This is a genomic window from Nonomuraea sp. B19D2, assembly GCF_040137845.1.
Taxonomy (GTDB): Bacteria; Actinomycetota; Actinomycetes; order Streptosporangiales; family Streptosporangiaceae; genus Nonomuraea.
Genome location: NZ_JBEFAK010000028.1, coordinates 64,913 through 85,546, shown reverse-complemented (window position 1 = coordinate 85,546; position 20,634 = coordinate 64,913). Strand labels below are relative to the sequence as shown.

Annotated in this window: 17 protein-coding genes; 10 read left to right on the top strand and 7 right to left on the bottom strand. The window is 70.8% G+C overall.

The features are described 5' to 3' along the window. The first annotated feature begins 38 nt into the window (after nucleotides 1-38). From ABN273_RS38510 to ABN273_RS38485, 6 genes are all read left to right on the top strand, one after another. Nucleotides 39-1,151 carry a LacI family DNA-binding transcriptional regulator gene (locus ABN273_RS38510; protein ID WP_349454125.1) on the top strand — a complete coding sequence of 371 codons (1,113 nt, stop codon included), beginning with the start codon at nucleotides 39-41 and terminating at the stop codon, nucleotides 1,149-1,151. Then, on the top strand, nucleotides 1,091-3,169 hold the full coding sequence (locus ABN273_RS38505) for a beta-galactosidase (RefSeq protein ID WP_349454124.1): 2,079 nt from the start codon (nucleotides 1,091-1,093) through the stop codon (nucleotides 3,167-3,169). Before ABN273_RS38510 ends, ABN273_RS38505 begins: the two co-directional genes overlap by 61 nt. 32 nt (nucleotides 3,170-3,201) lie before the next feature. Further along, nucleotides 3,202-3,927 carry a ThuA domain-containing protein gene (locus ABN273_RS38500; RefSeq protein ID WP_349454123.1) on the top strand — a complete coding sequence of 242 codons (726 nt, stop codon included), beginning with the start codon at nucleotides 3,202-3,204 and terminating at the stop codon, nucleotides 3,925-3,927. Between the two features lie 53 nt (nucleotides 3,928-3,980). Next, on the top strand, nucleotides 3,981-4,175 hold the full coding sequence (locus ABN273_RS38495; protein WP_349454122.1) for a Gfo/Idh/MocA family oxidoreductase: 195 nt from the start codon (nucleotides 3,981-3,983) through the stop codon (nucleotides 4,173-4,175). Nucleotides 4,176-4,588: 413 nt separating this feature from the next. Continuing rightward, nucleotides 4,589-5,932, top strand: a complete 1,344-nt coding sequence (locus tag ABN273_RS38490; RefSeq protein ID WP_349454120.1) for an ankyrin repeat domain-containing protein — start codon at nucleotides 4,589-4,591, stop codon at nucleotides 5,930-5,932. A 258-nt stretch (nucleotides 5,933-6,190) separates the two neighbouring features. Beyond that, a complete protein-coding gene (locus tag ABN273_RS38485; protein ID WP_349454119.1) occupies nucleotides 6,191-7,597 on the top strand; it encodes an MFS transporter in 1,407 nt (468 codons plus the stop codon). A 17-nt stretch (nucleotides 7,598-7,614) separates the two neighbouring features. Here the strand turns inward: ABN273_RS38485 and ABN273_RS38480 are convergent, their stop codons facing one another. The 6 genes from ABN273_RS38480 to ABN273_RS38455 form a co-directional block, all read right to left on the bottom strand. Then, on the bottom strand, nucleotides 7,615-8,901 hold the full coding sequence (locus ABN273_RS38480; RefSeq protein ID WP_349454118.1) for an ROK family transcriptional regulator: 1,287 nt from the start codon (nucleotides 8,899-8,901) through the stop codon (nucleotides 7,615-7,617). Beyond that, nucleotides 8,898-9,812 carry a DUF6807 domain-containing protein gene (locus ABN273_RS38475; protein WP_349454117.1) on the bottom strand — a complete coding sequence of 305 codons (915 nt, stop codon included), beginning with the start codon at nucleotides 9,810-9,812 and terminating at the stop codon, nucleotides 8,898-8,900. Before ABN273_RS38475 ends, ABN273_RS38480 begins: the two co-directional genes overlap by 4 nt. A gap of 71 nt (nucleotides 9,813-9,883) precedes the next feature. Continuing rightward, nucleotides 9,884-11,281: a Gfo/Idh/MocA family protein gene (locus ABN273_RS38470; RefSeq protein WP_349454115.1), complete on the bottom strand. Its 1,398-nt coding sequence runs from the start codon at nucleotides 11,279-11,281 to the stop codon at nucleotides 9,884-9,886. Further along, the gene (locus tag ABN273_RS38465; RefSeq protein ID WP_349454114.1) at nucleotides 11,278-12,141 is read right to left on the bottom strand and encodes a carbohydrate ABC transporter permease; all 864 of its coding nucleotides are present in this window, start codon (nucleotides 12,139-12,141) and stop codon (nucleotides 11,278-11,280) included. Before ABN273_RS38465 ends, ABN273_RS38470 begins: the two co-directional genes overlap by 4 nt. Then, complete coding sequence (locus ABN273_RS38460; RefSeq protein ID WP_349454112.1) at nucleotides 12,131-13,051, bottom strand: carbohydrate ABC transporter permease; 921 nt, start codon at nucleotides 13,049-13,051, stop codon at nucleotides 12,131-12,133. The genes ABN273_RS38465 and ABN273_RS38460 overlap by 11 nt, the downstream gene beginning before the upstream one ends. An 11-nt stretch (nucleotides 13,052-13,062) precedes the next feature. Further along, complete coding sequence (locus ABN273_RS38455) at nucleotides 13,063-14,364, bottom strand: ABC transporter substrate-binding protein (protein ID WP_349454111.1); 1,302 nt, start codon at nucleotides 14,362-14,364, stop codon at nucleotides 13,063-13,065. Between the two features lie 209 nt (nucleotides 14,365-14,573). On the opposite strand from ABN273_RS38455, the gene ABN273_RS38450 reads away from it, so the two are divergent. From ABN273_RS38450 to ABN273_RS38440, 3 genes are all read left to right on the top strand, one after another. After that, nucleotides 14,574-15,800 (top strand): pectate lyase family protein, encoded by a 1,227-nt coding sequence (locus ABN273_RS38450; RefSeq protein ID WP_349454110.1) that lies wholly within the window; start codon nucleotides 14,574-14,576, stop codon nucleotides 15,798-15,800. A 111-nt stretch (nucleotides 15,801-15,911) separates the two neighbouring features. Next, entirely contained in the window at nucleotides 15,912-16,910 is a 999-nt protein-coding gene (locus ABN273_RS38445) for a pectinesterase family protein (RefSeq protein ID WP_349454109.1), read from the top strand. A gap of 25 nt (nucleotides 16,911-16,935) precedes the next feature. Next, the gene (locus ABN273_RS38440; protein ID WP_349454108.1) at nucleotides 16,936-18,459 is read left to right on the top strand and encodes a glycoside hydrolase family 43 protein; all 1,524 of its coding nucleotides are present in this window, start codon (nucleotides 16,936-16,938) and stop codon (nucleotides 18,457-18,459) included. 366 nt (nucleotides 18,460-18,825) lie between these two features. Here the strand turns inward: ABN273_RS38440 and ABN273_RS38435 are convergent, their stop codons facing one another. After that, nucleotides 18,826-19,548 (bottom strand): TetR/AcrR family transcriptional regulator, encoded by a 723-nt coding sequence (locus ABN273_RS38435; RefSeq protein ID WP_349454107.1) that lies wholly within the window; start codon nucleotides 19,546-19,548, stop codon nucleotides 18,826-18,828. A gap of 96 nt (nucleotides 19,549-19,644) precedes the next feature. Here ABN273_RS38435 and ABN273_RS38430 point away from each other — a divergent pair, with 96 nt between their 5' ends. After that, nucleotides 19,645-20,634, top strand: a complete 990-nt coding sequence (locus ABN273_RS38430; protein ID WP_349454106.1) for an NADP-dependent oxidoreductase — start codon at nucleotides 19,645-19,647, stop codon at nucleotides 20,632-20,634.

Below are 20,634 nucleotides of genomic sequence, written 5' to 3'. Positions count from 1 at the left end.
CGGAACCTGACTACGTAGTCAGAGCGCGAGGAGCCGCGATGTCCCAGCCGGCACGCAGGCCACCGAGCAGCACCGACGTCGCCCGGCTTGCGGGCGTGTCGCAGAAGACGGTCTCCCGGGTGCTGAACGGCGAGCCGTACGTGAGCGAAGAGGTTCGCGAGCGGGTGCTGGCGGCGGCGCGTGAGCTCGGCTACCGGCGCAACACCGCGGCCCGCGCGCTCCACCTGGGCCGCTTCCACCGCATCGGGGTGGCCGCGCTCGGCTCCGCCCTCTACGGCCCGTCGTCCCTGCTCGTCGCCCTGGAACGGGCGGCCAGGGAGATCGGGTACGCGCTCGCCGTGGTCAACACGCTCGAAGGCGAGGACGACGCCATCATGAGCGCCGTCGAATCGCTGCTCGGGCAGGGCGTGGACGGCATCGTGGTGTCCGACCCGATCGACGAGGGCCCTGGCGAGGGCGGGGCGCTCCGCATCGACCGGGACGTGCCCGTGCTCAGCTTCCGGCCGATCCCCGGGCTCGACGGGCCGCGCGTGGTGGTCGCCGGAGCGTCCGGCGTGGCCGCGGGCCGGCAGGCGACCGAGCACCTGCTCGGACTCGGGCACGCCACCGTCTGGCACGTCGCCGGGCCGCGGCGCTGGTGGGCGGCGCGCGATCGGGCGCGCGGCTGGCGGGAGGCGCTGGCCGCCGCGGGGGCCGCCGAGCCGCCGCCGCTGGAGGGCGACTGGTCCCCCGCGTCCGGATACGCCGCGGGACGGATCCTGGCGGCGAAGCCGGAGGTCACGGCGGTGTTCGTGGCGAACGACGACATGGCGATCGGCGTGCTGTGCGCGCTGGCCGAGGCGGGGCGCGCGGTGCCCGGGGAGGTGAGCGTGGTCGGGATGGACGACATCCCGCCCGCCGCGTACCTGTCTCCGCCCCTGACCACCGTCCGCCAGGACTTCGAGGCCGTCGCCCGCCACGGCCTGGCGCTGCTCGTCGAGCAGATCGAGCGCGCCCCGGGCCCGCGTGCCCACGACGACCTGACCGCGCGCCTCGTGGTGCGCCAGTCGGCCGCGCCCCCGCCGGGGGCCGAACAACGGAAGGAAGACCTGTGCCGCGAGTGCTCTTCGGTGCCGCCTACTATCCCGAGTACCACCCCGCCGAGCTGCTGAAGACCGACCTCGACCTGATGACCGAGGCGCGGTTCTCGGTGATCAGGGTCGGCGAGTCGGTCTGGTCCACCTGGGAGCCGGAGAACGGCCGCTTCGACCTCGACTGGCTCCAACCGGCCCTGGACGGCGCGCACGAGCGCGGCATCTCCGTCATCCTGGGCACGCCGACGTACGCGGTGCCGCCGTGGCTGGCCCGGCTCCACCCGGAGATCGCCGGGGAGCGGGCCACCGGGCAGCGCATCCCGTGGGGCGCCCGCCAGGAGATGGACTTCACGCATCCCGCCTTCCGTTTCCACGCCGAGCGGATCATCCGCAAGGTCGTCGAGCGGTACGCGGATCACCCGTCGGTCATCGGCTTCCAGGTGGACAACGAGCCGGGCCTGCACCTGCTGCACAACCACGCCGTGTTCCAGCGGTTCGTGGACTGGCTGCGCGACCGGTACGGCGACGTGGCGACCCTCAACGAGGAGTGGGGGCTGGTCTACTGGTCGCACCGGCTGTCGGACTGGTCCGACCTGTGGCGGCCCGACGGCAACGCCCAGCCCCAGTACACGCAGGCGTGGCGGCGCTTCCAGGTCGACCAGGTGACCGAGTTCATCGCCTGGCAGGCGGACATCGTGCGGGAGTACGCCCGGCCTGCGCAGTTCGTCACCACCTGCATCGCCTACGACCGGCCCGGGGTGGCCGACGACGACCTGACCCGGCGGCTCGACGTCACGGCGGGCAACCCGTACTACACGATGCAGGACGGCTTCGCGCTGCCCGCGCCGCAGGACGGGCCGCAGAGCTGGATGAGCAGGAACACCTGGGCGCTGTACCTCAGCGCGGACCGGATGTTCTCCTCGCGGCAGGAGCCGTTCCTGGTCACCGAGACGAACGCGCAGGCCATCGGCCCTTCCTGGGTGAACCAGCCCGCCTACGACGGCCAGTGGCGGCAGGCCGCCTGGGCGCTCGTCTCCCGCGGGGCCTCCATGATCGAGTACTGGCAGTGGCGGACGCTGGTGTTCGGCACCGAGACGTACTGGGGCGGCGTGCTGCCGCACAGCGGCCGGCCGGGGCGCACGTACCGGGAGATCGCCCGCATCGGCGCCGAGCTGGAGGCGGCCGGAGACCTGGTCGCCGGGCTGACCCCGGACGCCGACGTGGCGATGCTCTACTCCACGCCCAGCAAGTGGGCGCTGGCCGCCCAGCCCGCGCTCGCGCGGGCCGACGGCGGGCCGGACGAGCGCTCCTACCAGGGCATCTTCGAGCCGTTCTACCGGGGCGCGTTCGACGCGGGCTGCCAGGTGCGGGTGCTGCACGCCGGGCAGGCCGTCGCGGAGGATCCGGGCGCGCTGGCGGCGCGGCACCCGGTGCTCGTGGCCGCCGGGCTGTACGCGGCCGACGACGCCACGCTGGACTGGCTGGTGGCGTACGCGGCCGCCGGCGGGCACCTGGTGCTCGGCCCGCGCACGGGCTACGCCGACGCGGAGGCGCGGGCACGCAGGGAGGTGCAGCCGGGCCGGCTCGCCGAGGCCGCGGGCGCCTGGTACGACGAGTTCAGCAACCTCGACGGCGAGCTGCCCGTACGCGGGCCGAAGCTCCCGGACGGCGCCGCGGGCACCCGGTGGGCGGACGCCCTCCAGACGGACGGCGCGCAGGTGCTGGCGTCGTACGAGCACCCGCATTTCGGGCAGTTCCCGGCGATCACCACGCAGGCGCACGGCGCGGGCCGCATCACGTACGTCGGCACCGTGCCGAACCCGGCGCTGGCCGAGGCACTGTTCCGCCGGCTCGTGCCGTCCCCCGGGCCGTGGGCGGACACGCCGGCCGGCGTCACCTCGACCGGCGCCACCGCGTCCGACGGGCGGCGCGTGCGCTTCCTGCACAACTGGTCGTGGGAGCCCGCGTCCGCGCGGGTGCCCGTGCAGGTCAGGGACGTGCTCGGCGGTTCCGTGCTGGAGGCAGGGGCGGAGGTGCGACTCGGCCCGTGGGACGTGCGGGTGCTGTCGGAGACGGCGGGCGGCGACGTACGCTGATCACGCGCCCGTACGTGCCAGGAGGGAAACGCATGGCCGTCAACGTCACTGTCTGGAGCGAGTACTACCACGAGCCACGCGAGGAGGCGGTACGCCGCATCTACCCCGACGGCATCCACGGCGCCATCGCGCAGGGGCTGACCGAGCTGCTCGGCGACCAGGTGCGGGTGCGCACCGCCGTGCTCGACGACCCCGAGCACGGCCTGACCGACGAGGTCCTGGCCGGCACCGACGTGCTGACCTGGTGGGGGCACATGGCGCACGAGGAGGTGAACGACAAGATCGTGGAGCGTGTGCGGCGGCGCGTGCTGGGCGGGATGGGCCTGCTGGTGCTGCACTCGGGCCACTACTCCAAGATCTTCCGTGCGCTGATGGGCACCACCTGCACGATCACCTGGCGCGACGCGGGCGAGCGCGAGCTGGTGTGGACGGTCGCGCCCGGCCACCCCATCGCGCGCGGCGTGCCCCGCCCGCTGGTCATCGAGCAGCAGGAGACCTACGGCGAGCCGTTCGGCATCCCGGAGCCCGACGAGCTGGTGTTCATCAGCAACTTCAGTGGCGGCGAGGTGTTCCGCAGCGGCTGCTGCTTCCGCAGGGGCCTGGGCCGGATCTTCTACTTCAGCCCCGGTGACCAGGAATATCCGATCTACCACCATCCCGGCGTCCGGCGCGTGCTGGCCAACGCGGTCCTGTGGGCCGCCCCGGCGGACGGCGTCGGCGAGCCGCTGCAGAACGCCCACACCCCGATCACGTGGTAGGCGCCGCATGACCTTCAACACCGTCGAGGCGGACAGGCCGCTGCGCGGCCGCCGTGCTGGACGGCGAGGAGCCCGACTTCATCGTCAACTGCACCGTCCCCCAGGCCCACCACGACGTGACGGTCACGGCGCTGCGGCGCGGGGTGTCGGTGCTGAGCGAGAAGCCCATGGCGGTCACCCTGGACGAGGCCCGCTCCATGGTGCGGGCCGCCGACGTTTCCAGAGGCTGGCCGAAGGGCTGGAGGTGACGGGCTGCGTACGGGGCAGCCGTCGCAGGGTGAGTGTCATGACAACATCCGCAGCGTCTTCGGTTCTCTGTGTTTACCTGGGTAAAACGGACACCGGCGTAGCCTCGTCGCCAGCCGGCCGAGGCCGGGCAGCGATCCAGTGGAAGCCGACGCCGCGCACAGGCTCGCATAGCAAGCGCCAGCGACAGTCCATACCCTGGCCATGGTGACCGCCGCCCTGGAGTCGGCCCGCACGGGCGCGCGGGTCGCGATCACGCCCTGACACCGCGGCGCGGCCCCGGACGTTATGATGGGGGCCGCGTTGCCGGGCGCGTCCAGTCCGCGGGGAAGGGACCATCCCACCGGCGGCACGTCGTACGTCCCCCGACGGACCTCGGCCCGCGCGCGCGGACACGGGCAGACGGAGGTTCGCCGTGTCTGGTCTTCCCCAGCGCCCTTCGCTCGAGCACCTGCGCAAGCAGGCCAAACATCGCAAGCGCGCCCAGGGCATCCCGCTGAGCCGGGCGCAGTTCGAGCTCGCCCGCGACTACGGCTTCCCCAGCTGGCCGAAGCTGGTCGAGCACGTACGCGTCGCCGCCCTGGAGGGCGTCGAGCGGGCGCTCGTCCTGGCCGATCCCGCCGCGCTGGCGGCGCTCCTGGCAGCCGACCCTGCCGCGGCCACCGATCCGGTGCCACCGCGCGGGCAGCCCGGAGCGAGCCCGGCCGCCGCCGGGCTTGCGCCGCTGCTGGTGCTGCTACGGCGGTCCTTCGCCCCTGACGCCCGGGTACGCGAGTGCGCCCGGCTGCTGCTGGACGCGGGCGCCGACCCGGGCAGCCACACCGTCGAGTGGGGCGGCGAGGGCAGGCGCACGGCCCTGTTCGACGCCGTGGAGCGAGGTGACCTGGCCCTGGCCCGGCTCCTGGTCGAGCGGGGCGCCGCTCCCGACGAGGACGCGTTCTACCACGCCTGCGAGCAGTCGGACACGGCCTTCCTCGACCTGCTCTACCGGCCCGGCTACGAGCGCCTGGTGGTGCACAAGCTGGACTTCGAGGACGCGGCGGGGCTGCGCTGGTTCCTCGGCCACGGCGCCGACGTGAACGCCTGCCGCGCCCTGCATCACGCCATCGCCCGTGGCCGCGGCACCACCGTCCTCACGATGCTCCTTGACGCCGGTGCCGACGTGAACCTGCCGTGGGACCGCTGGGACGTCGGCCGCCGCCCCCTCGCCCTGGCCGCCCGCTGCGGGCACCTGGCGGCGTACGAGCTGCTGGCCGCCCGCGGGGCGAGCGCCGACCTGGACCCGGTGGACGCCGCGGTCCTGGCCGTCGCGCGGGGCGAGTCCGCGCATCTGCCCGCCGCCCCGCCCCCGGCACTCGGCAACCCGGACACGGGGGACTTCGACTGGATCCTGGGGCAGTTCGCCCTGCTGGGCCGTACCGGCGTGGTGCGGGCGCTGCTGGACGGCGGGATGGCGGTGGACACGCGGGGCTGGAGCAACTTCACGCCGCTCGACCAGGCCGCCATGCACGGCCGCACGGAGACGGTGCGGCTGCTCATCGAACGCGGCGCCGACCTCGACGACCGCGCCTTCGACGACGAGGGCCCGACGCCGCTGGACTGCGCGCTGTGGGGGCTGCGTAACAACCGGGCAGAGGACGGCGACTACCTCGGCACCGTCAAGGCCCTCCTGCGGGCAGGCGCCCCCACCCGCCATGGCCCGCCCACCGGCGACGCGGCCATCGACGCCCTGCTGACCGCCCATGACACCGCCGGATGACTCCCGGTGCCAGTGCACAATGCACGCCTGAATGGCGCCACGTTAAATGTCCGATATCCGGATGGATATCGCTGACGGCCTGTATCGATATTGGACATGAGACGGGCAGGTCTGGTCTGCTCTGCGGCGAAGACAGAGAGAGGAGATCGTCATGCGGCAACCCCGTGCCCTTGTCTGGCGATCTCGAGTCCAGACCTCGCCGGCCATCGCCGTCCAGACCTCCGCACTGTTCGGCGGGTCCGCGGACGGCGCGATCGCGTGAAGTCTCGCGACGCCCCCGGGCTCCGCACGCCGCGCGTTGATCCCGATCCCGCCGGCAACCGCGCGGCCGAAGGCCCGGCGGCAGCGCTCGCAGCCGGATCGCCGGGAGAGCCGGGTGCCCTCGACCGCCGTGTGATCGTGGTCGTGGTGGGGGTGCAGCTTGCCATCTCGATCGGCTTCTTCGCGGTGATGGCGCATCTTGTCGTACACCTGCGTCACGACCTCGGCATGCTCGCCGGGACCATCACCGTGGTGCTCAGCGCGCGGATCGCGGTCCAGTCCATGCTGTACCTGCCGGCCGGCGCGGTGACTGACGCGATCGGCCCCGCACGTGCGGGAGCGCTGGCCTGTGCCCTGCGGGCGGCGGGATTCGCGTTGCTGGCCGCGGCCGGCGGGTTGGCAGACGTGCTCTGCGCGGCCATGGTGCTGGCCGTGGGTGGAGCATTGTTCCATCCGGCCGCCCAGTCCCTGCTGGCCAGGGTCGCGCCGGCGCGCCGCTCCCGAGGCTTCGCGGCGTACGTGATCGCCGGTCAGGTCGGCGCGGTGGCCGGCCCGCCTGTCGGGCTGGTCCTGCTGGCCGGAGGGTTCGGGCTGCTGTCGGCCGTGACGGCGGGCATCTGGTCGGTCGCCGCTGTCCTTTTCATGCTGCTGCGTGCTGAACGCCGCGCCGGTTCGCGGGCGGATGGGCGGACCGGCGCGCGCATGGACGTACGCCGGCTCGCTGACGGGGTTTCGGTGGTGCTCCAGGACCGGAGTTTCCTCCTGTTCGCCATGACCGCGGCGCCAAGCACGCTGCTCGCCGACCAGGTCGTGAGCCTGGTCCCGCTCAAGGAGATCGGCGCGCACGCGACGACCCTGTTCTTCTGCGTGGTGGCAGTGGCCATGGCAGCGATCCAGCCGTGGTGCGCGTCCGGCGAGAGAGGCGCGCGTCCTTGGGTGCTCAGGGCCGGGCTGCTCTGCTCGGGCGCCTGCTATCTGGTGCTTTTGTCCATCCCTTCGGGGGGAGGCCCGGTCGCCGTGCTGCTGGTGGCCGCCGTCCTGCACGGGCTGGCCTGCGGGCTGACGCAGTCGGCGTTGTTCCAGGCCATCGCACGCCGCGCGCAGTCTGAGCGGTTCGGGGCCTATTTCGGCCTGCTCAACTTCTTGTCCGGAGCGCTCGCTCTGGCAGGAGGGTTCGCCGTAGGCCACCTCCTCGACGCGGGGCATCGGGGAGAGACGATGGCGCTGATCGGCCTCGGCGTGGTCGCGGTGATCTCCGCTGCCGTCCTTCGGGTTCCCCGGTACCGTCCGGGCCGAGGGCAAGAAGCCCCTTCGGCGGCCGAGACGTCAGTGCTGAGCGAGGGTTCGGCGGAGAAGGAGCGGATGCCCGGGACCCCACGCGCCAACCATGGGCACGATCTGTAGCACGCGCGGGTGGCAGTTCAGCTCTGGTGGGCCAGCCAGGTGGTGGGGCGGCGGCGGATCTGGTCGATGGAGGTGAGCGCCGCGCCGATGACGGCCGCGTCGGGGCCGAGCAGGGTGGGGCGGACGGTGACCGGTGACCAGGAGGCGGTCAGCACCCTTCGGTCGATCTCGGCGCGCACCGAGTCGGTAAGCCACGACGACAGCAGCGCGAAACTGCCGCCGAGCAGGACAGTGTCGATGTCGAGCACGTTGACCGCGCCGGACAGCGCGATGCCGAGCGCGCTCCCGGCCCGGTCGAGCGCGGCCAGCGCGGCGGGGTCGGCGGCCTCGGCGCGGGTGGTGATGACGGAGCCGGGGTTGATCCTCTCGAAAATGTCACCGGCCTCTCCGGGGACGACACCGTGTGGGACGGCGCCTTCGCGGGCGTCGGTCCGGTTGGTCGCTCCTGGCAGCGCGCCGAGGATGGCGCCGGTGCTGGCGTAGGTTTCCAGGCAGCCGCGCGACCCGCAGGCGCACGCGGCGCCCTCCGGCTCGACGGTCACGTGCCCCAGCTCGCCGCTCCAGCCGCGCGCCCCGCGCATCAGGCGGCCGTCCAGCACGATCCCGGCGCCGATGCCGAGTCCTCCCGAGACGTACAGGAAACTCCCCAGGGGGTCGTCCCCGGCATACAGCTCGCCCATCGCGGCCAGGTTGGCCTCGTTGTCCACCACGCACGGCACGCCCAGGTCGGCCAGGAACGTTCCGGCGTCGACGTCGCGCCAGCCCAGCGCGGGTGCAATGCGCACCACCCCGCCGTCGACCGGTCCGGGCACCGCCAGCGTCGCGGTGACCACGGTCAGCTCCTTGACCGTGACCGCCTCGATCGCCTCGCAGCCCATGCGGATCAGCGAGCCCAGCACCGCCTCGGCGTCACGTCCGGTGGGCGGCATGGGCGCGAACGTCAGGTGGCGCACCGTGCCGGTGAGGTCCACGACGCAGGCGGCCAGCCCGTCGGCGCGGATGTCCAGGCCCAGCCCGGCGGGTCCCCGGTCGGACAGGGTCAGGCCCACCCGGGGGCGGCCCGCGCGGCCGTTGTGGGTGACGCCCTTCTCCGTGATGAGCCGCCCGGCCAGCAGTTCCTCGGCGATGCGGGTGATCGTGGGCCGGGTCAGCCCGGTCGCGGTGGCCAGCTCCGTACGCGAGATCGGGCTGCCCGCCTCGAGGATGCGCTGGAAGACCACCTTGAGGTTGAGATCGCGCAGATCCTCCTGCCGGACGGCGCCCTCGGGCAGCGGCGGACCGCTCGGCCGGAAGGCGGCCGTCATGTCACCGGCCGCGGGTGTAAGCCCGGCGTGCCGCCGGGCACCGGCCGATCCGCCGCAGGGAGCCCGTGGTCCGTCGCGCCGCGTTCGCTTTCCGCTACCAGTTCGGCCGCCGACTCGGCGTTCAGTACGCCGTCGGCGACCAGGGTCACCACATGGCGGGCGATCTCCTCGCCCGGCCGCAGCACCAGCGGCTCGTCCCAGGCCACGCTCGAGCACACCCCGACGTAGTCGCGGGCCCGCACAAACCACCGGTCGCGGGCGGTGTCCGCGTCGCCGGGCACGAACACCATCGTCCAGTCGGCCCCCGCCACCGCCACCCACGCGGCGCTGCACCCGTGCACCGGCTCCGCCCCAGGACCCGCCGGGCTGAGCACCGTCGCGCCCGACACCGCCGGGCCGCGCCAGAAGAAACCGCCGTACCCGGCGCCCACCCGCCCCTTGGCGGCCGGGCTGCGCACCTCCAGCGGCCGGTCGGTGACATTGGCCAGCCTGCTGCGCACCGACAGCGCCCACACGCTGCCCGACACCGGCTCGCAGCCGATCACGCGCCGCTCGTGCAGCAGCACCCGCTCGTCCGGGCCGAGCCAGCGCAGGCTGTGCGCCAGCTCGCCACCGCCGCGCCGCTCCCAGCGCTCGTGCCGCTGAGAGCCGTGATTGTCCAGCCAGGCAGGGCCGTGGCCGGAGACGAAGGTGCGCCCGCCCCAGAAGTTGACCCCGCCGATGTCGGGGTAGGCCACGCCGATGCCGAACTGGTGCGGGTGGGAGTCGGGGACGGCGTCGGTGACGGTACGGCCGGCGAGCGTGCGCACCGGGTGCAGGAAGGGACGCGGCGAGCTGGAGACGGGCGCCTCCGGCTGCCAGACGTAGGTGGCGACCTCACGCCCGTTGAGCTGCAACACTTCCGCAGACATCTCGCCGCCTTCTCGTACTCGTACGTTCTGCGCGTAGCCCCCGAGCGGTGCGGCCACGAGTACGGCAGGCGTCATCGCGCGGACGTGCCCGGGATCGGCTCGAGCTCGTCCAGCCGTACGGCGCGGCCGGTGCGCAGTGACTCGTTGCCCGCCACGCCCACCAGCACGCTGGCCGCCCCCTCGGCGAAGCCGGCCTGCCGCCGCAGCGGGTCATCGGAGGGTCCGCGGAAGACGTCGTGCAGGAGCATCGCGTCACCGCCGCCGTGGCCGCCCGCAGCGTCGGGGATGGGGATCTCCACGGCGGGCTCCCAGTGCCGCTGCAGCAACAGCTGTGAACCGCGGGTGCGGTGCCCGCTGTCGGCGGGGCCGCTCCCGGAGCCCTCGGGTTCGGCACTCGGGTCGAGCGCCGAGCCGGGCTCGCCCTCGGAGCGGGCAGCCGAGCCGCGTGCCGTACCGGAATCCGGGTTCGCCGTGGCCGCGCCGATGGTCGCCGAGACGCCCGTCGGGGAGACGTGGGGCCGTTCCACCACGTCGAGCTCGATCCGCCCCGCCGTACCGTTGATCGCGACCCGGTAGCCCTCCCACGGGCAGTGCGCGTGCAGGCTGTACGACATCGACGCCCCGCCTCGGTAGCCGACGACCACGTTGAGGTTGTCCTCGATGGTGATGCCGTCGGAGAAGACGTCGCGGTCTCGGATGTAGCCGTCGAGGTGTTCGCCGGCGCGGTACAGCTCGCGGAGTTTCTCGTCGGAGGCCAGGTCCAGGGCGAACGGGTCGCCCGCGACCGGCCCCCGGTCCGGCCGCGGTCCCAGGCCGCGCCGCGCGGCGTTGGCCGAGCCGTAGAAGCGCAGCCCGCCGCGGGCGAAGACGACCTCGGGCCGGTCGTCCAGCCACCAGTTGACCAGGTCGAAGTGGTGGGTGGCCTTGTGTACCAGCAGCCCGCCGGAGGCGGACTTGTCGCGGTGCCAGCGGCGGAAGTAGTCGGCGCCGTGCACGGTGTCCAGGCACCACTCGAAGGTGACCGAGGTGACGTCGCCGATTTCGCCGTCGGCGATCAGCTGCCTGATGAGACTGTTGCGTGGCGAATACCGGTAGTTGAAGGTGACCGTCAGCTCCGCCGTACCCTCTTCCAGAGCCGAGCCGATCTGCCGCAGCCCGTCCAGGTCGGTGGTCATGGGCTTCTCCACGACCACGTCCACGCCTGCGCGCAGCGCGCGGCTGACGTAGCCGGCGTGCGTGGAGTCGGGCGAGGTGACCACCACCACGTCCGACTCCTTCAGCACCCGGTCGTAGTCATCAGGGGCGTAGTGCGGCAGCGGGGTGCCCGCGACCCGGTCGTAGTAGGCCATGCGCACCTCGTTGGTGTCGCAGAAGGCCGCCGGACGGCCGAGGTCGGCGTAGGGGCCGAGCAGGGCGTCCAGGTACATCCGGGCGCGTGAGCCGGTCCCGACGAAGGCGTAGCGTCTCATTTCAGTCCTGTGGTGGCGATGCCCTTGACCAGGTACTTCTGGCCGGCGATGAAGAAGCCGATGACCGGGGCGAGGGAGACGAACGACATGGCGAACATCTGCCCCCACTGCGACTGGCCCTCGGAGTCGATGAACTGCCGCAGCGCCAGCGGGACGGTGTACAGCTCCTGCTCGGTCAGATAGAGCAGCGGGCTGAAGAACTCGTTCCACGTCGAGATGAACGTGAAGATCGCCGTGGTCGCGAAGGCGGGCTTGCACAGCGGCAGGATCACGCTCCAGAAGATCCGGAACGTGCCCGCGCCGTCGATGCGGGCCGCCTCGTCCAGCTCCCTGGGCAGCGAGCGGATGAACTGCACCATCAGGAAGATGTAGAACGCGCTGGTGGCCAGGAAGTTCGGCACGATCAGCGGGAAGTAGGTGTTGAGCCAGCCCAGCTTGGCGAAGACGATGTACTGCGGCACCAGCAGCACGTGACCGGGGAGCATCATCGTGCCGAGCGTCAGCGCGAAGAACAGCTTGCGGCCACGGAAGTTGAGCCGGGCGAAGGCGTAGGCGGCCAGCGAGCACGACAGCAGGTTGCCCAGGATGCTCAGCACGACGATGACGACCGAGTTGACCAGGTAGAGGTCGAAGGGGAACTCCAGGGCCGTCCAGCCCTCGGTGTAGTTGGAGAAGTCCCACTCGGCGGGCCAGAGCGAGAGGTCCTTGAAGACGATCTCGGTCGGCTTGACCGAACTGGACACCAGCCACAGCAACGGGTAGAGCATGACGATGCTCGCCAGGCAGAGCAGCAGGTGTTTGGTGAAGCGCTTGCGGCGGGTGTTGCCGATGCGCTCGATGTAGCTCTCGTCAGTTGTCATAGTGCACCCACCGCTTGGCCAGGAGGAAGTTGAGGCCGGTGAACGCCGCGATGATGATCAGCAGCATCCAGGCCATCGCCGAGGCGTAGCCCATGTGGAACTGCTCGAACCCCTGCTTGTACAGGTAGAGGTTGTAGAACATCGTGGAGTTCGCCGGCCCGCCCTTGCCGCCGCTGAAGATGAACCCCTGCGTGAAGGTCTGGAAGGAGGAGATCAGCGACTGGATCAGGTTGAAGAAGATGATCGGGCTGAGCAGCGGCAGCGTGATCTTGCGAAACTGCTGCCACTTGGTCGCACCGTCGATGGCGGCGGCCTCGTAGTACATCGCCGGGATCTGCTTCAGGCCGGCCAGGAAGATCACCATTGGGGAGCCGAACGTCCAGATGTGCAGGATGATCAGCGTGGTGAGGGCGAAGTCCGGGTCGGAGGTCCATCCGATCTTCTCGATGCCGAAGAAGCCGAGGAAGGCGTTGACGATGCCGTTGAGGCCGAAGATGTAGCGCCACAGCAGCACCAGCGCCACGCTCCCGCCCAGCAGCGAGGGCAGGTAGAAGATCGCCCGATAGACCGGCAGGCCGCGCACGCCCCGGTTGAGCAGCATGGCGACGCCCAGCGCGGCGGCCAGCGACAGCGGCACCGAGACGAAGGTGTAGACGAACGTGACCTTGACCGACTGCCACCAGGTGTCGTCGGAGAACATCTCGGCGAAGTTCTCCAGGCCGATCCAGTTCGGGACGTTCAGCAGGTTGTAGTCGGTGAAGGCCAGGAAGAGCGAGGCGAAGAACGGGATGATCGTGAAGGCCATCCCGAGGAACCAGGGCAGGATGAACAGGTAGCCCGACCGGTCCTGAGGGGGTTTCGCCGCCTTGGGTGGCGAAACCGGCGCCTCGGACACGGCCGGGTGCTTCACAGGCGCGAGCGTCACTGCGACAGGGCCTTCGTCGCCGCGTCGATGACCTTCTTGGCGGCCTCGGCCGGGGTCAGCCGCCCGTGCTCGACCTCGGGAGCGACCGCGGTGAGCTCGTCCTGGATGCCGCTGGCGCCCTTGGGGTAGGGCGGGACGGGGACCAGTGTCTGCTTCTGCAGGCCGATCAGGTAGTCGGTGGCCACCTGGTCGTCCTTCTCCAGCGTCGGCTTGATCGCGTCGGCGACGACGGTGCTGGCGGGCACGCCGCGGGTGGTGCCCATGGCCTTGTTGGCCTCCACGTCGTTGATGAGGAAGTTGAGCAGTTGCAGCGCCTCCTTCGGGTGCTTGGAGGAGGCTGCGATCGACCACAGCGCCGGGGTTCCGATGTTCGTGCCGCGCCGCTTGGCGGTGGCCTCGCCGGGGATGCCCAGCAGCACCAGGTTGCCGCCGGCGGCCTTGTTGTAGCCGAGGAAGCCGTTGGTCGGGATGATCTGCGAGGCGACGGAGCCCTTGGCGATGTAGGACTGGTCGGGCGAGGAACCGATCGTCTCGACGAATCCGGCGGGCGGGAAGCCGCCCTCCTTGCGCATGTCCTCGAACATCTGGAACCACGCGGTGAGCGTGGCCTCGCTGACGCCGAACTTGCCGTCTGGGGTGAAGAGGTCCTCACCCTGCTGGGAGGTGTAGACGACCAGGTTGGCCAGGGTCGCCGCGTCCACCAGGGTGCCGTAGACCTTCTTGCCGCTCTTGTCGGTGACCTCCTTGGCGAACTTGGCCAGGTCCTGCCAGCTCCAGGTATTGCCGTCGGGGATGGCCACGCCGTACTGGTCGGTGATCGTCTTGTTGACGATGAAGCCGATCGCGTTGAGCCCCGAGGGGATGCCGAAGACGGCGTCGCCGACCTTGCTCAGGTTCAGCGCGGCGGGGCTGAGGTTGGCGGTGTCCACGATGCCGGGGTGGTCATTGAGGTTGAGCAGCGACTTGCGGTCGGCGTACTCCCGCAGGCTGTCCATCCGCATCATCATCAGGTCCGGCGGGTTGCCGGCGGCGAAGCGGGTGGCCAGCTTGTCCTTGTAGGGGCCGCTGTCCTGGTACTCGGTCTTGATGGTGATGCCCGGGTTGGCCTTCATGAACAGGTCGAGCGCGGCCTGGGTCTTCTGGGCGCGGAAAGCGTCGCCCCACCAGACCATGTTCAGCTCGATCTTGCCGGAGGCCGCCTCGCTGCCGCCGCCTCCGAAACCACGGCCACAGGCGGCCACGGCCAGACCGAGCCCGGTCAGACCGGCGGTACGCAGCATGTCTCTTCTGGAAATCATCAGTCGTCTTGCCCTTCGCACGGGGGGTTGCCAGGAGGCTACGGCCGCGTTTCCGGTTACGTCAATCTGTGAAACAAATATTAAGGAAAGCCATTGACGGTAATTCCGCGGGCTTCCTACAGTGAGGGCACCTCGCCGCTCAGGCTCACGGCCGTGGCGACTGCTGAGATCAGCACGGCCGGATCTCCCTCAGGAAAGCGAACCCCCCTGTGACCACTGCGCGTCATGCCGCCCTGGCGGCTGCCACCCTGACCCTGTTCGCCGCCACCGCGACCCCGGCCTCAGCCGCAGGCCACGTGGGCGGCGGCTACCACATCGTCAACGCCGGGACCGGCCAGTGCCTGGACATCAAGCTCCGGGAACGGCCTTGCCGCGGCCAGGACGCCGAGCTCCGCCTGCAAGCCGCGGCGGGCGGCCAGGTCCGCCTGGTCAACGGCGCCAACCGCAGCTCCGCCGAGGTCACCCTGACCTACGCGGGCGACGGCAAGTACCAGATCGCCGACCGGCTCTGGACCTTCCGCCCGGTGGGCGGGCCGCGCCACTGGACCGACCAGGCCGACGGCTTCGCCGCGGGCACCACCGGGGGCCGGGGCGGCCAGGTCGTCACCGTAACCACCCAGGAGGAGCTGAACACCTACGTCACGGCCGCCGAGCCGTACATCATCAAGGTCGCCGGGGCGATCGAGATCAGCCCGAAGGGCACCGAGCTCAAAGTCGCCTCCAACAAGACCATCATCGGGGTCGGAACGGCAGGTGAGATCGTTGGCGGCGGCTTCTTCCTCGGCGCGACCACGAGCAACGTGATCATCCGGAACCTGACGATCCGCGACACCCTCATGCCCGAGGACGACCCGGATGACAAGGACTTCGACTACGACGCCATCCAGATCGATTCCGCGAAGAAGGTCTGGATCGACCACAACCGGCTCGCCCGGATGAACGACGGCCTGCTCGACAGCCGCAAGGACGCCACCGACATCACGGTGTCGTGGAACCAGTTCCTGGAGAACAACAAGACCCTCGGCATCGGGTGGACGGCCAACCTCATCACGCGGATGACTCTCCACCACAACTGGTTCGCCCGCACCAACCAGCGCAATCCCAGCGGCGGCAACCTGCTCAACATGCACATGTACAGCAACTACCTGCAGGACATCAGGTCATACGGCAACTGGGCGCGTGGCGAGACCAGGGCCGTGATCGAGCACAGCCTCTTCCACAACGTGGCCGACCCCTACTTCGTCGACCCCGCCGGCGAGCTGGTCCAGCGAGGCAACGTCGTCACCGGCACGAGCTCCTGGCGGGACGGCCTCATCAAGGAGCAGGGGGCCGCCTTCGACCCGACGCGGTTCTACGCCTACACCGTCGACCCCGCCACCGCCCTTCCCGAGGTGCTGGCCGCCTGCTCCGGCCCGCAGGACTCGATCGGCAGGTAAGGCCAGGCGCTACCGCGGCGACATTCACCTTCATCGCAGCGTGGTCCGCCTTCATCGCCGGACAGAAGCACCACGTGAAGGGCCAGTCTCCAACAGATGATGAGGACATTCATGAGAACACCGAACCTCGGCAGGGTAAGCCGCTGGATCATCCTTGCCGCCGCTGCGCTGGTGCTGCCGGCGGGCGCGGTGGTCGCGGCGACGTCACCGGCCACCGCCACGCCACCGCCGACCGTGGCCACCGACGGCAGCGGGATGTACACCACCGTCCAGGCCGCCATCGACGCCGTGCCGAGCGGCAACACCGGCCCGGTCACCATCACCGTCGCCCCCGGCACCTATCGAGAGATCGTCACGGTGCCGTCGAACAAGCCATACATCACGCTGCGCGGGCTTGGCCGCTCCCCCGACAGCACCGTCATCGTGAACAACCGCCACGCCGGACAGTACGGCACAACGGGCAGTTCGACCATGTTCGTCTACGGCCACGACTTCACCGCCCGCAACCTGACCATCGCCAACGACTTCGACGAGAGCACTGCCACCAGCGGCGGGCAGGCGGTGGCGCTGTACACCCGGGCGGACCGCGCCGTCTATCGCGACGTCCGCGTGCTCGGCGACCAGGACACCCTCTACGCCCGTGGCGGCCGTGCCTACTTCAGGAACTGCTACGTGGAAGGCACCGTCGACTTCATCTTCGGCGCGGCCAGCGCTGTCTTCGACCGCTGCGACATCTACCAGAAGCGGCTCACCGGCGGTCCGATCACCGCGGCGAGCACTCCGGCCGAGAGCACTTACGGCTTCTTGTTCTACCGGTCGACCATCACCGGCGCCGCCGACAACGTCACCCAACTCGGCCGGCCGTGGTACCCGGATGCGCAGGTGGTGTACCGGGAATCGTGGCTGTCGGCCACCATCGCCACCGCACAACCATGGATCAACATGTCCGCGAACTCCTGGACCGCCGCCCGGTTCTCCGAGTATCGCAACAGCGGACCCGGGGCTGCCGTCAATGGCAACCGTCCTCAGCTGACCGACGCCGACGCGGAGAACCACACCCCTCAGAAGTACCTCGCCGGCTCGGACGGCTGGAACCCTTTTGACCTCTGATCCGCACGACGAAGGACCTCCGGTCATGCCCGAGTACCGCAATCCCATCATCGGCGGCTTCCACCCCGACCCCAGCATCTGCCGGGTCGGTGAGGACTACTACCTGGCCTGCTCCAGCTTTGAGTACTTCCCCGGTGTCCCGATCTTCCACAGCCGGGACCTGGTGCACTGGCGGCAGATCGGCAACATCCTGGACAGGCCTGAACAACTGGACCTGCCGCCGTCGGTACGCGCCTCGGGAGGTATCTGGGCGCCGACCCTCCGCCACCATGACGGTCTGTTCTGGATGATCACCAAGAACGTCACAGGGCGAGGCAACTTCCTGGTCACCGCCGAACGCGCCGAAGGCCCGTGGAGCGACCCGGTCTGGATCGACCTGCCGGGGATCGATCCGGACCTGGCCTGGGACTCTGACGGAACGTGCTACTGCACCTTCTCCGGACTGCAACAGGCGCGCATCGACCCCAAGCGCGGCGTCATCGTGGAAGGACCGTGGCCGGTCTGGTCCGGCACGGGCCTGGCCTGGCCGGAGGGGCCCCACCTGTACCGCCGTGGCGACTGGTGGTACCTGCTGATGTCCGAAGGAGGGACGCACACCGGGCATGCGATATCGGTCGCCCGCGCTCGATCGCCACGCGGACCGTTCACGCCCGCACCGGCCAACCCCATCCTCTCCCACCGCAGCACCAACAGGCCGATCCAGGCGATCGGCCACGCCGACCTGGTCGACACGCCCGAGGGCGACTGGTGGATGGTGCTGTTGGGGATCCGGCCGAAGGGGCGCTTCCCGTACCACCACGTCCTCGGCCGTGAGACGTTCCTCGCCCCCGTCACCTGGGTCGACGACTGGCCGGTCGTCGGGCCGATTGAAGAGCACGGCCAGGCGCCTCGGGCCTGGAACCCGTTGCCGGCCGAACCCGAGCGTGACGACTTCGATGCCACGGCGCTGTCGCCGCGCTGGATCTCACCCCGAAGCCGCCCGCCACACGCGTGGTCGCTGACCGAACGGCCGGGCTGGCTCACATTGCGGGCCACCGGCGACACGCTGGACCGGCCCGGCACCACCTTCCTGGGCCGTCGGCAACAGCACCACGACGTGCGAGTGGCGGCTCGGCTGGATCCCGGCACGGGGTGTGGCGGCCTGTCGGTGCGCCTCGACGAGGCGCACCACTACGACCTGGAGGTCGGCGGAGGACAAGCACGGGTCATCGCCCGGATCGGCCCGGTGAGCCACTGCGTGGCGTATCGGACGGTGCCACCGGGCCCACTTGATCTCATCATCGACTTCCGCACCACAGATGTGCTGCCACCGACCGTCACCGGCCGCGATCAGCTGACCGGCGACCCGCTGGGCGTGGTCGCCACCGGTCCGGACACCGTGACGATGACGATCGACGCAGCCCAGCCAGACGTACTGGCTGAGCTCGACGGGCGGTACCTGTCGACCGAGGTCGCCACCGGCTTCACCGGAAGGGTGATCGGAATGTACGCCACAGGCGGCAGCGTGAGCTTCGACTGGTACGACTACCGGCCGCCGGGAGACGCGTGACCGGGCTATCGGGTCACTGACGAAGGCGAGCATCCAGCGCCAGTGGCGGTGCCACGGCGGTCGACGGCGGCCACGCCGCCTCTTCCGAGGCCGGGGCTCTTCCTGGCGAGCTTGATTCGGCGGGCAGGTCGACGGGCCCAGCCGTGGCGGCCAGGACAGGGCTCCGGCCTGGACGATGCCAGCGGCCTTCTTCCAGGCCGTTACCGGTGGACCAGGACAGCTCGGGCATCCCGCCGAAGGGCATGCGCGGGCCGCTCGGCACGTTGCGCGCACGCATGTCGAAGGCGTACGGCGGGGAGAAGATCCCGCTGGAGCACTGACCGCTGACGCCACAGCGCACAGCTCCAAGACGATCGTTTGGCGACGTCACCGGCCGTCTGGTCGCTCCACGTCTCCATGAGGGCCGGCGGCGGGGCGGGTGAGGCGGACCATGGCCCGGTACAGCGCGGTGTGTGCAGGAGCCTGCTCCAGAGGTGGAAGGTCGGTGCCGGGGACCGCGTAGGCGCGCAGCATCTGGCCGACCAGGCGGCGCCAGGCGTCGGGGGCGGCATCTTGGGTGGCGGCGACGACGCCGGCGTTGGCCATGAGCAAGATGACGAGGTCTTGTGGGGTGAAGTCGGCGCGCAGGTGGCCGGTGGCCTGGGCGCGGGCGATGAGTTCGAGGAATCCGTCGTAGGCCTCGGCGCGGCGGCCTTCCAGCGCCTTGGCGGCGGGGAAGGTCATGGTCAGCACGTCGGCGAAGCCGCGGTCGGCGGCCTGCATGGCGCACACCGTGTGGATGTAGCTGGTGAAGCCGTGCCAGGGGTCGGGGTCGGCGAGGGCTTCGGCGGTGGCGGCGGCGTAGGCGTCCATGCGGTCGGCGAAGACCGCGTTGATGAGTTCTTCCGGGGTGGCGAAGCGGCGCGACAGGGTGGCCTTGCCGACGCCTGCTTCGCGGGCGATGCAGGCCATGGAGACGCCGAGCCCGTGGCTGGCGTACAGGCGGCGGGCGGCGGCCAGGATGCGCTCGCGGTTGCGTTCGGCGTCGGCGCGCAGCCCCGTTTCGGGCTGCCGGTCCAGGGACGAGTCGGGGTCTGCGGCGGGTGTCATGATTCCATCCTACCTAATTGGAACAGGCTACCCAGTTTCGTGTTAAGCTGTCTACATGAAACGGGCAGGCCGTTCCACTTTCGAAAGGTGCAGATCATGCGTGCTGTGACCCTGGATTCCGTCCCCGCGACCCCGGCCGTGACCGAGGTCGGCACTCCCCGCCCTGAGGCCGGTGAGCTGCTGGTGAAGGTGGCCGCCTCCTCCGTCAACGGCTTCGACGCCGCCACCGCGGCCGGCTACCTGCAAGGGGCGATGGAGCACCGCTTTCCGTTGGTGATCGGCAAGGACTTCGCGGGCACCGTCGAGGCTCTGGGCGAGGGCGTGGCCGGTTTCGAGGTCGGGCAGGCGGTCTTCGGCGTGGTGATCAAGCCGTTCCTGGGCACCGGCTCGCTGGCCGAGTACGTCACCGTGTCCGCCGGCTACGGCGTGGCCCCCGTCCCCGACGGCCTGTCCGTGCAGGAGGCGGGCGCGCTGGGCGTGGCCGGCACCGCGGCGCTGGACAGCCTCAACGCCGTCGCCCCTGCCGACGGCGAGACGGTGCTGATCTCCGGTGCCACCGGCGGAGTGGGCGCGCTGGCCGTGCAGCTGGCCGCCGCCCGCGGCGCCCGCGTCATCGCCACCGCCCGCCCCGGCGCCGAGGCAGACTTCGTCGCCGGCCTGACCGGCACGCCGGTCCACCTCGTGGACTTCGCCGGCGACCTGCCGGCCGAGGTCCGCGCCCTCGCCCCCGAGGGTGTGGACGCTGTGCTGCACCTGGCGGGCGACGGCGTTCAGCTCGCGAGCCTGCTGCGGCCGGGCGGCCGCCTCGCCTCCACCCTCGGCCTGACCGCCGACGCCGTCAAGGACAGCGTCCACGGCGGGAACGTCACCGTGCACACGATCATGGCAGACCCTGGCCGTCCTGGCCGAGCAGGCCGCCTCCGGCGCGCTGCGCGTGCCGGTCACCGCCACCTACTCGCTGGAGCGGGCACCCGAGGCGTTCGCCGCCTTCGGCGCCGGCGCGCTCGGCAAGCTCGCCGTCACCTGCTCCTGACCTCGGGTCCTTGCATCCATCGCTCTTGTCCAAGGCAACGAAAAGAGATCTGA